This window comes from Flavobacterium sp. Arc2 (assembly GCF_041431385.1).
Taxonomy (GTDB): Bacteria; Bacteroidota; Bacteroidia; order Flavobacteriales; family Flavobacteriaceae; genus Flavobacterium.
Genome location: NZ_JASMRH010000011.1, coordinates 28,556 through 42,075, shown reverse-complemented (window position 1 = coordinate 42,075; position 13,520 = coordinate 28,556). Strand labels below are relative to the sequence as shown.

Annotated in this window: 8 protein-coding genes; all 8 read right to left on the bottom strand. The window is 34.0% G+C overall.

What is annotated here, in order from left to right:
- Positions 1-13 precede the first annotated feature (13 nt).
- Complete coding sequence (locus tag QO182_RS09290) at positions 14-2,614, bottom strand: zinc-dependent metalloprotease (protein WP_371561165.1); 2,601 nt, start codon at positions 2,612-2,614, stop codon at positions 14-16.
- 105 nt (positions 2,615-2,719) lie between these two features.
- On the bottom strand, positions 2,720-4,279 hold the full coding sequence (locus QO182_RS09285; RefSeq protein WP_371561163.1) for a sensor histidine kinase: 1,560 nt from the start codon (positions 4,277-4,279) through the stop codon (positions 2,720-2,722).
- Positions 4,280-4,569: 290 nt separating this feature from the next.
- On the bottom strand, positions 4,570-5,538 hold the full coding sequence (locus tag QO182_RS09280; protein WP_371561263.1) for a DUF3078 domain-containing protein: 969 nt from the start codon (positions 5,536-5,538) through the stop codon (positions 4,570-4,572).
- Between the two features lie 423 nt (positions 5,539-5,961).
- Positions 5,962-8,040 carry a beta-N-acetylhexosaminidase gene (locus QO182_RS09275; protein ID WP_371561162.1) on the bottom strand — a complete coding sequence of 693 codons (2,079 nt, stop codon included), beginning with the start codon at positions 8,038-8,040 and terminating at the stop codon, positions 5,962-5,964.
- A gap of 234 nt (positions 8,041-8,274) precedes the next feature.
- Entirely contained in the window at positions 8,275-8,952 is a 678-nt protein-coding gene (locus QO182_RS09270; RefSeq protein ID WP_371561160.1) for a copper homeostasis protein CutC, read from the bottom strand.
- Positions 8,953-9,031: 79 nt separating this feature from the next.
- On the bottom strand, positions 9,032-10,024 hold the full coding sequence (locus QO182_RS09265; RefSeq protein WP_371561158.1) for an isoaspartyl peptidase/L-asparaginase family protein: 993 nt from the start codon (positions 10,022-10,024) through the stop codon (positions 9,032-9,034).
- Positions 10,025-10,276: 252 nt separating this feature from the next.
- On the bottom strand, positions 10,277-12,565 hold the full coding sequence (locus QO182_RS09260; protein ID WP_371561156.1) for a GH92 family glycosyl hydrolase: 2,289 nt from the start codon (positions 12,563-12,565) through the stop codon (positions 10,277-10,279).
- Positions 12,566-12,647: 82 nt separating this feature from the next.
- Positions 12,648-13,499, bottom strand: coding sequence for an endonuclease/exonuclease/phosphatase family protein (locus tag QO182_RS09255; protein ID WP_371561154.1), 852 nt, complete (start codon positions 13,497-13,499; stop codon positions 12,648-12,650).
- Positions 13,500-13,520: the final 21 nt, after the last annotated feature.

The window sequence follows — 13,520 nt, the reverse complement described above, 5'->3', positions numbered from 1 at the left end:
ATTTGTTAATAGATTATAGAGTGGTGTTTAATGCTTTTTCAATACGTTGAATCAAGTCAAAATAGTGGTTTTTAGTTTCTTGCTTCCCTATGTTTTTCTTAGATTTAAGTAACTGCAGTATTTGATTTAGTTCTCCTTTTTTATCAGAAGTAACCTCTGTGACTCTTTTTAATGACGACTGATTAATATTTCTTGCCATTGTAGATTCGTCGAGATAGTTACATAAATGAGGCATATTTAAATTTTGATCAAATAGAATGCTTTTTTTAGGATCTGTTTTTTCAAAAAGTTTATTTGTCGAAACGATTAGAACATCAACATAATTTTTTTGAGTCATTCTTTCCATTATGCTTAGTGATTTATTTTGCATGGTCGAAGCAAAAATTGTTTGACGCATCGTGCTGAATAACTCTGTTACCGTAAACACATTTTCTTTAGTACCATTACGCTGATATAATTCGTTTTCGGTCATTCTTAATAAACGATCATCGCTTAACATATTATAAAGGATGCCGTATTGCAATTCTCTAGCTAAGGTATATGGGGTATATTCATATGGTCCCAGAGGTGAATCCTTCAATGGATTAGTTTTATCTAGAATTGGATTAAAAAACAACCATTGTGGAATTGTAATACTGTTTTTTAACAGATAAGAAACGGCTCTTTTTTGTATTGAAGCTGGTACAGAAACATAACTCGGTTTATTATCTCCATGAACTGTTGTGTTCAAATAGATACCTCCTAGGTTACTTAAAACATGATAATTATAAAGATTCCACTGTCCAATTGCTCCTATATAAAGTTTTCCAGTTTGATAATAGGATTCATCTTTGTCATACGTCCATTCTAGAATATGACTAACTACTCTTTTTAGGTTTTTAAGTCCATATTCACTCGCTTTCATGGCATCATTTCCTAAATCTTCAGATTGTGATCTAGGGTCAATTGTTTGGTCCATTGGTTGTTGTTCACCATAAAAATAAATAGGATCATTTTGATGTTTTGTAATCAAGCTATTTAATGCATTATGTTCTTCCATTTCGTTAGAATACCATCTGTATCCCCATTCGATAGCATACTGGTCATACTGTCCTATTTTTGGTGTAATTGCCACAACATTATCTTCGGGTTGGGCGATGTAATTGTATCGCGCGTAATCCATAATAGATGGAGCTGTACCTCCCATTTTTGCTGTAAACTCTTTAGAACGCAACGATTCAACATCATAAGCAAATGACGCTCCCATATTATGCTTTAGCCCAAAAGTATGACCAACTTCATGAGAAGACACAAATCGTATTGCTTCTCCCATATGTTGATCGCTAAACTTATTTGCTCTGGCTTTCGGGTCAATTGCACCTGTTTGTATGCGCATCCAACTTTGCAAAGAAGTCATTACGTTATGCCACCAAATGATATCTGATTCAATTATTTCGCCGCTTCTAGGGTCAATAACAGAAGGTCCCATAGCATTCGCTTTTGGCGAAGCCACATAAGTAATAACAGAATAACGAACATCATCAATATCAAAATCCGTATCTGCTTCAGTAGGTTCTTTTGCAATTATAGCATTCTTAAAACCTGCCTTTTCGAAAGCTATTTGCCAATCCTTAACTCCTGCAATAATAAAAGGTCGCCATTGTTTAGGTGTTGATGGGTCGATGTAATACACAATAGGTTTTTTAGGCTCTACTAATTCGCCATTGTTATATTTCTCGATATCTTCTTTTTTAGGTTCTAATCTCCAGCGCGTAATAAGTTCTTTTTCACTCATTGCTTGCTGATTATCGTTAAAATACCAATGCTTCTCTGTAAAATACCCTACTCGATTATCGGAAAATCTAGCTTTCATTGGAACTTTATCCAATAAAACAATATTACTTGTTACACCAATCGTAACCGATAGCGCAGGCCCGCCCTCATTAACAGAAGTTGTCAACTGCGATTTTACTACAATATTATTTGGAAACGTTTTTACACTTTCTATATAGGATAACTCTGATTTAACTGAACCTCCAAAACCTATATTATTCAAAACATCATTAAAACTTTTTTCTTTTCCGTCAAAAACTTTATTGGCTTTGATGACTATAGAAGTAGAATCGTTATTTTTACTCACTATATCAAAAACTTCAATTATAGAGCCTGAGAAATTATCATTTACAGATGCTGTAATTACATCGCCTACAGGAGAAGAAACTTTTGGAACTGATGCTTTTACCCAAACTTTTTTAGCAACAAGATCTTTGTGAAAAGAGATAATCTTATTTTCATAATTCATTCCTTTATTTAAACCCGCTTCGTTAACAGGCATTGGAACATTTGAAATTTTATTGACAACTAAAAATTCTCTCGCAAAAAGTGAATCATTAATTTCAAAATAAAGGTCTGTATTTACTTGTATGGTATTGAAAAGTCCTTTTTTGAATTTACCTTCCTTGATAAGATCATCGTATTTTTTCCCCTTTGGAGTTTTTGTAGAATCTTTAACTTGTTCTTTTTGATCCTCTTTATCTTTTCTGTTCTTTTTTTGAGCAACTATCGAACTACTGCTCAGTATAATTGCAAGTAGAATAATATTTTTTAGATTAAACAACAATGATATCTCCCTCATTTAAGTTAATTTTAGGTTAATTTATCGCTAAAATATTGTATCTATTGTTTTAAAAAAAACAAAAAGGAGTGAGTGGCTTTTTTTTGGGAGTGAGTGTTTTATTTCCTAGATAAGCGGTAAAATACAGATATAATACCCATCCTCTTTATAGGTTCTAAAACCTTTTGTAGAGTAGTATTTATAGATACTGTCTAAGTATTTGTGACCAAACTTGGATTGTTGATAGGAGTTTTGTTTCTCGTTTAAATTATTGCTGATAATCACCTCTTTTTCCCTAATCGTAATTGCAATTTTCAAAGGATGTTCTTCAGAGGCAATTGTGTGCTTGATAGCATTCTCTATCGAAATTTGAAAAGCTAAATACGGTACTTTTTTCGCTAACGCACTCTCGTCTTCAATAGTAATAGTAAAGACAAACTCAGTCGTAAAACGAGTTTGCTGTAAAAATATATATTTCTCGATAAAAAGTAATTCTTCCTTAAGTGTTACAACGTTTTGAATGGGAGGATTAATTAAATAACGGTAAATCTTAGAAAGGTTCAATGTAAACTTACGTGCTAGATCAGTATTACTGTCTATAAGCATGTACAAAGAGTTTAATGAATTGAATAAAAAGTGAGGGTTAATTTGTTCCTTTAACTGTTGTAATTGAATCAGTGCTTTCTCTTTGTGTATGATCTCATTTTCCACTAGAAGCTTGTTTCGGTCTTCTATCAAAACTTCCTTTTCACGGAAGTTTCTACGACTAAAAATGGTAAACAAGTAAAAAAAAACGATTAGTATTCCTGTGGTAATAAAGTAGATAGAAGAAGCATATTTTTTTATTAAATTCACATCTTCTTTTACGATTTCTTTAGGGAAATTAGCACTTACGTACCAGTGAGTCCCTTTTATATTCAACCTTTTAGTGTAACGCACGATATCTAATTTAAGATATTCTGAAAGCGCTACTTTTTTACTAAAACTATCTGCATTTTGAAAAGTAGTATCACGTCTTGAAAGATTAGTGATTTTAAAAATATTTTGTTTTAAAAATTTTGCTTCTGGGTGATACAGTACTGTTCCGTTTTTGTCGAATACGAAAGCGTAGTTAAACTCATTTTGATCCACAGTATAAAAATAAGATTGAAGCGACTGTAAATCAACATCGTATCCGTACTTAACTATCGTACCATTTGCTGCAGATGTCTTAAAATAAATCCGCCATAAAAAAACTTTGTTAGTATTGACTATGCTATTGAACGCTGTTTTATTACCTATTGTATCAATGAAAGCTTTTAGATCTGCTTTTGAACTTTGGTCGTTCTCTAAAGCTGTAAATTCTATATTCTTACTATCTATTTGAAACCAATTATTCTTTATGATACTATCACCAGCATGTATCGCAATCACTACTTTTAAATTATCAGACAATTTTTCGGGACTACTAACCTCGATGACTCTTTCAATTTCTTTTTGATTGAGTAGTAAACGCGAAAATTCTTGTGCAATTACCTCCTGTCTTTTTATAAAACTGTGCTTCGTACTTTCTGCATTTGACTTCTCTGAAACTTCAGTAATTAAGCCGCTTAATATATATGTCGAAATTACAGTAAGAATTATAAATACAATTCCTAATATAAAGAAGTTACGACCAGAATAGCTGTTTTTTAAAGTGATTTTCAAAGATTTTTCTTAAAGAGACAGAAGTTATATTTCCTTCTGTTGACTACTATTATTAAATTAACACAAACATAATACTTTTCTTTGATTGCCTTTTTACGCTTTCAAAATTTAACATTGGAGTCTATAATTACAAATTTGAATAAAGTGATTTTTCAATTTCTAGTTTTGTACTGTAGCTTAACTTAAGCTATAGTTTAGTTTGTATATCTAGAATATGACTATAACCGACAAATATTGGAGCCGGAAAGTGATTCATAATGAGATTACAGATTAAAAGAAAAAAGCTTTCATTAGAAATTATAAATTATTCCCACTCCTAAAACTTGTTTTAATTGCGTTTTTGGTCCTAAGGTAACTTGCATTCCATTGATTTCTTCTTTGGCTTTTATATCATCGTCATAGATAATATGAATTCCAATGTTTGTTTTTACATGTTCATTTACCACTAATTCTAATGAAAGGTCATTATCTACATCAATGTTGCCAAATTTATTTATATAATCCGAATACAAACTAATTCTGTTTTCAATAGTGATGTTTTTTAATATTTCTTTTTTATAAAAGCTTGTTAACAGAAAACCAAGTTCCAATTTTGATTTTTCTCCTTCAGTAATTAAATTTCCATCCAGATCATACAGTGCTTTTTTAACACCAAAAGCACCCTGATTAGCTAATCTTTGGTCAGACACCATTGTTATTTTGGAAGTAAAAGGAGATAAGTAAAGTAATTTGTGCTTGTCTTTTGTAGCATATTCTGCTCCAATCCCTAAAAAAATGTAAGCAGGTGCAAAAGGTCTCGATACAGATATTTCCTTATTTGGATACGCATACCCATCCGTGAATTGGGTAGAAAAATTAAATTTGGCTGTATGATACCAGTTCGACACAGTGTCATGACGGTAGCCTAAAGCAGAATTTAACTGCAGTACATCTTCCGTTTTTCGCAATTCAATTCCATCTTGTTTATTTAAGCCATAACGTACAATTAATTCGTTTGTCCAATTGTAATTGTCTTTCGTATATACCCTATTAAATTTACCTTTTAATAATCCAGAAATAGAGCTAGTTCCACCTGCATTCCAATTAACAAAGGCAATTTCAGAGATATCAAATCCAATGCGATTTTTTTTAACCCAATGAGAAAGAGTATCTGGTCCTACCTCTTTAGGGCCGTCTATAGTAGTAATAATTTTCTGTGAGCACATAGTGCCTGAAAACAGCAGTACAAAAAAAAGTATAGACGAAGAAACTAATTTCATTATCATATCATTGTGTTTAGTGGACGCAAACAATTATTTTTATCGAATTGAAAAACTGTATATAGGTCTCTAATGTCAATCCTGTAACTTTACCGTAATTGTTTAACGGTTCTGTTTTTTTATGAACATGTTATCAGTACCCAGACACTTATTTTTTTGGCTAAACATTCTTAAATTACATTCCAAAGTATCTTTTAAAACCAAATGTTCGATGTGCATTAAAGAAACTTTATTTTAGAATGAAAGTTTGACACAAACATTCACTACTCAATATTTAAAGTCGCCTTTATTTAACCTTTACGCATTGACCATCTCGCATCAGCAATTAATTATTGTTTATTTGAATTTAAATGAAGGGGTTTGACTTATTAAACAATAGTTGAATTTGTAAATTTCCATTAATGCAATTTCTATATTTGGTTTTCAGTCACTTAAATTTATATATGTCACCATTTTTTTTAAACCGGAGTACACTGCCAGTTCTACATCTGCATGGTTTTTAGCGTTGCATTCCTCTAATAAATTACTCAGAACAGAAGAGTCCGTCTTCTTTTTCTCAAGGGCCAATAAAATTTGCACTGAAATATCACTTAGACTTTGTGACAAAGGCAAAAGTGGTTGAACCAAAGGTGCATTGGCACTCACCTCCACTAAATCCGAATTCATACTAATCCACTTCCTGAAATAACTAGTTAGTGCAATTTGATTTTCGACACTTTTATCCGCCAAATAATTATTTACAACTACATTAAAATCATAGGCATCAGAAGCGTCAGCAGTACAGGCATCTGCAAATAATGTAAATGGTGAATAGGTCTGATATTCGGTTCCTCCACTATTTCGTGTATAAATCTTTAATGGTTCACAAACATTAGAAAAGTCCTTGAGACCACTAGTTTCCTGATTATTACTAATAATTCTCAAGAGTACTTCTTTGTTTTTCAAATGTGTTATTCCTAGCTCTTCTAAATGGAAGGAAACCGCTTTCATCCTTTTGTGCAAACTATTCAAGTCAGTAATATCACGACTCGACCATAATCGTTCCGCTATTGCTGCCGTTCTAGGCCAAATCCTAGAATCTATCGTTAAAGAAGTTACTAACTCGCTCCACATGGTGGCCTCTCCACCTAATATTCGTTCTTTTTCTTCTAAACTTAGAACGGTATTTTTAGGTATTGGATCATTCAAATAATGATCTTCAATATTTTGCATCAAATCAAGATAATATCCATTTGACAAAACTGTTTTGTAACCATTTCTTGCCGCTGCTAAAATAGAACTACCTTTTGAAAGCCCTTCGTTTACTCCTTTCCACGAATGAATAATAGCGCTTTTAGACATGTCCTTTGTCATTATTTCCTCCCACCCCATTAGTTGTTTGTTATGCTCTCCTAGCATTGGAACCAATTTCATCGTAAAATAGGTTTGTAATTCGTGGTTATTTAATAACTTATTTTCCCTCTTGAACTCTTGTATTTCAGGATTGCTATCCCAATCTTTTCCTTCGTTCTCATCGCCTCCAATATGGAAATAGTCTCCGGAGAATAAAGGACAAACTTCATCAAAAATTTCACTTAACAATTGATATGTTTTGGGATTCGAAGGGTCTAACGTAGGTGTAAAAATACCCGCATTTCTTTCGATCGAATAGTTCACTAACGTTTGCTCGTTGGGTTCTGAAATCCCTTTCGATAAATTATTATTTTGACTCCCTAATTCAGGATATGCAGTTAATAACGCCGACGCATGTCCAGGAACATCAATTTCTGGAACAACCATAATACCCCTTTCATCTGCATATTCTACGATGCTTCTAATTTCTTCTTGAGTATAATAATCTCCATCTGACCCCAGCTCTGTAAGTTTCGGATGATTTTTCACTTCAATTCTCCAACCCTGATCATCGACCAAATGCCAATGAAAAACATTCATTTTAACAGCAGCCATAGCATCAAGATTTCTTTTGATGACATCGACTGGCTGAAAGTGTCGGGCTACGTCGATCATCAATCCTCTCCACGCAAATCGTGGCTTATCCGAAATAACAGCCGTTGGAAAATAAAAATCCGTACTGCTGTTTTGCAGTAGTTGTAGTAAGGTTTCCAGAGCATGCAGTGCGCCAAGATCATTGGTAGCATTAATCCGTATTATATTAGGCTCCACCTTCAATACATAATTTTCGTCTTCATTTAATCCTAAGACACCACTCCTCTCGCAGTTTATTTGTAATTCAGCCGATGGAAACTCATTGGTATTTGTAACGAATCCCTGCTCCAGAAATAATCCAGTTCTACCATCTAGCCTGCGCAAAAAACGGGTGGCACCCACGAAAACCCTCGAGTTGGGATCCCCGGTAATATTAACTTTGAAGTTTTTTGTTAGGGTAAAAACACCTTCATTTAGATTTATATTTTGAGGCCATGGCATCAAATCCAGTTGCTCTTTTTTAATTTGAGCATTTGATACAAAAGCAACAAGTAATAACATTAAAATATTTTTCATAATTTACTATCCTGTTTTTTTGAACTATAATTAATTCTTAAATCGTTTAAAACATTTTACGTTTGATATGTACCATTTCAAAACCATCACATTATTTAGTCAAAAAAATTGAGCGCTCGGATCTTAATACGAATCCCCTAATTACCGACACTTTTATAGCAAATACATTTTATGATTTCTATAGTATTTTGGTTCTATTTCTTTTGAAACTTAGGTTACTTGAAAGATGGATAATTACAATTTTAAAATGTTTTTTATTACCCTAATCTCATCCCCATCCGCCGTTTCGCTTAAATCGACAATAGCAGAAGAATGATAAAAGAAGGCATTTGTATTTTTCTTTAATAAACCAATATTTGACGAACGTAATCCGCCTCCGGGCATAATCACAATTCTATTGTTTGCTTTTTTAACTAGTTCAGATAATATTTCAATCCCTTCCACAACATTCTTTTCTTGCCCAGAAGTCAGAATAGTTGTGAAACCGCATTCAATAATCGCTTCTAAAGATTCATCAATATTTTTCACTACATCAAAAGCGCGATGAAATGTACAAGGATACGGATAGGCTAATTTTACTAATGCTGCGTTTTGTACTTTATTTACGTTACCATCTTTATCTAAAATCCCAAAAACAAAACCATCTACTTGCAGTTTTTTAAATGCAATAATTTCTGCTTTCATTTGTTTAAATTCATCATAGGAATAAACAAAGTCTCCTCCACGAGGACGAATCATTACATTCAATTTTATAGCAAGTTGCTCCTTGGCAGCTGCAACAGTTTTGAAATCAGGAGTTGTACCTCCTTCATTCTTTTCAGCACATAATTCTACCCTATCCGCACCGTTTGCTTGTGCAATCAGTGCTGACTCTATATTGAAACACGCGATTTCCAGTTGATACTTTTTCATCGATACTTATTTATTTTATTCTAAAGTTCAAATGAAATTTATTAGAATCTCAATACATTAAAAATCAGGTACATTCACTTTATTTCATAAAATAATTAGCATCAATTAATCGATTTCCAGTGTCATCATGAACGGCATAATTAAACCCTCCTTGAATACAGTAAGAGCCATATTCTCCTTGTTTATTTAAGGCTATAAAACCCACTTGTATATCTTTTAGTTCCTTGTTCCTCTTCTTGGTCAATTTTACGATTCGGTCAACAGCTTCTTCACATGCTTTTTGTGGCGATTTTCCCTGACGCATCAATTCGACAACCAAATGGCAACCAGAAATCCGAATCACTTCTTCCCCATGACCAGTCGCAGTCGCCGCGCCAATTTCATTATCAACATACAAACCTGCGCCGATAATAGGAGAATCACCAACTCGTCCATGCATTTTGTACGCCATCCCACTAGTAGTACAAGCTCCTGAAAGATCACCGTTAGCGTCCAAAGCAATCATCCCAATGGTATCATGATTTTCAATATTGGCAATAGGTTTATATTGACTTGTCTTCAGCCACTCTTTCCACTCTTTTTCAGACTCTTCGACCAATAAATTTTCTTTCTTAAATCCTTGAGATAATGCAAACTGTAAAGCGCCGTCACCCACTAGCATCACATGAGGTGTTTTTTCCATCACCGCACGAGCTACAGCAATAGGATGTTTAATATATTCTAAACAAGCAACCGAACCAATATTAGCCTGCTCATCCATAATACAAGAATCGAGGGTTACTCGCCCATCTCTGTCGGGACGTCCGCCATAGCCCACGCTTCGCTCCTTCGGATCACCTTCTGGAACTTTTACACCCGCCTCAACAGCATCTAAAGCACGTCCTTTATTTTTCAAAATTTGCCAAGCAACCTCATTAGCTTCAATACCAAATCTCCAAGTAGACAGCACGATAGGTTTTTTTATTTTTTTTAGCACTACATTTTCCTTTTCGGGCTTCCCTCCAAAAGAATTCAATGCAACTGCTACTGAAGCCACTGCTGCTGTTCTTATAAAATTTCTGCGATTACTCATCTTATTATTTTTAATTAACTATAATTTCATTTTTCAAACTTAGTGCCCTGTAAAAAAAATTGAGCCTTTATAACTATAAACTAATGGAATAGTACTTTGTCAGTATTACAGTCACAACAACTGCGTACCTGATGCTTATTATTTAAGAATATAATGGCTAATGTATAGGTAAAACTTGTGCCTGTACTACCAGTAAGCCTGCTGATAAAACCCGGGTATTTTTTAATAACTTTTACGTGATTGTATGGCATTCTATTTTTTTTGTGCTGAATAGGAATAGGGATAACTCGTTTCCGATGTTCCTCTTTCTTTGTTAGGAGTTTCAACCATTTCGAAATCTAAAGTCGCTCCTTTTAGCAAATCAAAATGATTAATATAGTTCTTGCTATACGTGGTATTATTCCATTTTAACTCTTTGACATATTTATTTTTATCAGAATTATTTGGAGCATTTATAATTAGCTGTTTACCGTTTTCTAAATTCAACGTTATTTTCTTAAATAATGGTGCACCCAAAACATATTCGTCCGTCGCGGGGCAAACTGGATAAAAACCCATCGCAGAAAAAACGTACCAAGCAGAAGTTTGTCCATTATCCTCATCACCACAATACCCATCTGGCTCCGGCTTGTAGAGACGATCCATTACTTCTCTTGCCCAATACTGTGTTTTCCATGGCTGCCCTGCATAATTGTAAAGGTAAATCATATGCTGAATAGGCTGATTTCCGTGAGCGTATTGCCCCATATTCATTATTTGCATTTCACGAATTTCATGAATTACAGAACCGTAATAGCTTTCATCAAAAACCGGAGGCATAGTAAATACCGAATCTAATTTATCTGTGAATTTACTTTCCCCTCCCATTAAACCAATAAGTCCATGAATATCGTGAAAAACACTCCAGCTGTAATGCCAGCTGTTTCCTTCGGTAAAAGCATCACCCCATTTAAATGGATTGAAATCGGCGGGAAAACTCCCGTCTTTATTCCTACCGCTCATTAGTCCAAAAGATGGATTAAAAACGTTTTTATAATTCATCATTCGTTTTTCAAACAACTTTATCTCCTTTTTAGGACGGTTTAGTTTTTTGGCTAATTTCCAAATAGCGAAATCATCATAGGCATATTCCAATGTTCGTGCAGCATTCTCATTGATTTGTACATCATACGGAACATAACCCAAAGTATTGTAATACTCTACCCCTTTTCTACCCACCGCGTCCATTGGCCCTTCATTATTCGCGCCATTTAGCAATGCTTCATACAATGTGTTAATATCATATCCACGTAGTCCTTTTATATATGCATCTGAAACCACCGACGCCGAATTATTCCCCACCATTACGTTTCTAAATCCTGGACTTGACCATTCTGGTAGAAAGCCACCTTCTTTGTAATCATTAATCAAGCCTTCTTGCATCTCTTTATTTATTGAAGGATACACTAAATTCAACAAAGGATACAAGGCGCGGAACGTGTCCCAAAAACCAGTACCCGCATACATATATCCCGGCAACACTTTGCCATTGTAAGGGCTATAATGAACAATTTCCCCCTTGGAATCTATTTCATATTGTTTTTGTGGAAAACAGACAGTACGATATAAACACGAATAAAACGTTTTGAGCTGATCATCACTTCCTCCTTCAACTTCTACTTTACCCAAAACGCTATTCCATTCTTTTTTAGAAGCTGCAACGGTTTGCTCAAAAGGCACATTAGCTAATTCCCTCTTTAAGTTCAGTTCGGCTTGCTCAAAACTAATAAATGAAGAAGCAACCCTCGCATTGATTTTCTCCCCTTTTTTAGTTTTAAAACTCACTATCGCTCCTACATGATCATCAGTCAACTCTAACTTATTGCGTTCCAGAACGGAACCGCTCCAAGTATAATTTGTTTCAAATGGCTTATCAAATACTAGAACAAAATAGTTTTTAAAATTACTTGGCACCCCCCCACTATTACGAGTCGTGTATCCAATAATCTTATGCTGCTTTGGAAGTATTTTTACATACGATCCTTTATCAAAAGCATCAATAACTATTGACGACTGCTCGTTCTCAGGAAAGGTGAATTGAAAATGGGCCGCACGTTCCGTGGCAGTTATCTCGGTTGTTACATCATAATCCGCAAGATAGACACTGTAATAATAAGGTTTAACAATTTCTGATTTATGACTGAACCAACTTGCTCTGTCTTCTTCTGTAAAAGATAATTTTCCAGTGACAGGCATAATGGAGAATTGACCGTAGTCATTCATCCATGGCGATGGTTGATGCGTTTGCTTAAAACCTCTAATTTTCTCTGCAGTATATGTGTAGATCCAGCCGTCTCCCATTTTACCCGTTTGAGGCGTCCAAAAATTCATTCCCCAGGGTCTGGCAATTGCAGGGTAAGTATTACCATTAGAAAGGTTATGTGCTGATTGTGTTCCCATCAAAGGGTTTACATAGTCTACTGGGTCAATATTATTCGTTTGAGCATTTGATTGAAAAAACAAAAAAAACATTGCCAATAAAATTAAATTCCTTTTTATCATTATTATCCTTTATTTATAAATTGTTAACCTATTATTTTACTTTAATAATCTAAAATTCATTCTCAAAAAACCTTATATAACTTTATAAAGAAACTTTGATAAACACCGGAGCATGATCAGACAAAAAAACTCCATTCACAGTCTCGGCAGAGACATAATATTTGTTAACACTTATCTCTTTATTCACAAAAATATAATCAATAACCTTTCGTTCTTTAATCGGAATTGCTCCAAATCCATTGAAAGTCCAAGCTGATCCATATACCTTTGAAGCCAACACTTTTGAGTCAAAAAGGGTAATCGAGTCTGTAGCAGCAAGCATTTTTTTGACCACCGACGATTCAGGTTCAACATTAAAATCTCCCATAATAACCTGAGGCAAACCAGTGCTTAATAATGCTACTTTTTGTTTTATTAACGCGACACTTTCTTTTCTGGCTACTGTACCTATATGATCAAAATGAGTATTTAGTACAAACACTTTTTTTCCTGTAACATTATCTTTAAATTTTGCCCATGTTGCTATTCGTTCACAAACGGCATCCCATCCTTTTGAAGGTTTTTCTGGGGTTTCACTCAACCAAAAGTACCCTGATTTCATTACTGTAAATTTGTCTTTCTTATAAAAAATAGGGCTAAACTCGCCTTTCTCTTTTCCATCTTCTCTACCCACTCCAATAACAGCATATTCTGGTAGTTTTTTAGATATATCCTTTAATTGGTTCACTAATACCTCCTGCGCACCAAGAATGTCAATTCTTTCGGAACGAACCAATTTTACAACTGCTTCTTTTCTATATTTCCAGTTATTTAAATTATCATCTGGATTGTCGTATCGAATGTTAAAAGTCATAACATTTAAAACAAGTCTGGATTTGTCCATTGTACTGGACGAAAGAGAAAAAAACAGTACTAAATAAAATATATTTTTCATATAAGATTCAATTTTAAAAAT

Bases quoted from the DNA above. Each gene is read 5' to 3' on its own strand.
- QO182_RS09290 (WP_371561165.1), bottom strand. From the start codon at position 2,614: ATGAGGGAGATATCATTGTTGTTTAATCTAAAAAATATTATTCTACTT.
- QO182_RS09280 (WP_371561263.1), bottom strand. From the start codon at position 5,538: ATGAAATTAGTTTCTTCGTCTATACTTTTTTTTGTACTGCTGTTTTCA.
- QO182_RS09275 (WP_371561162.1), bottom strand. From the start codon at position 8,040: ATGAAAAATATTTTAATGTTATTACTTGTTGCTTTTGTATCAAATGCT.
- QO182_RS09270 (WP_371561160.1), bottom strand. From the start codon at position 8,952: ATGAAAAAGTATCAACTGGAAATCGCGTGTTTCAATATAGAGTCAGCA.
- QO182_RS09265 (WP_371561158.1), bottom strand. From the start codon at position 10,024: ATGAGTAATCGCAGAAATTTTATAAGAACAGCAGCAGTGGCTTCAGTA.
- QO182_RS09260 (WP_371561156.1), bottom strand. From the start codon at position 12,565: ATGATAAAAAGGAATTTAATTTTATTGGCAATGTTTTTTTTGTTTTTT.
- QO182_RS09255 (WP_371561154.1), bottom strand. From the start codon at position 13,499: ATGAAAAATATATTTTATTTAGTACTGTTTTTTTCTCTTTCGTCCAGT.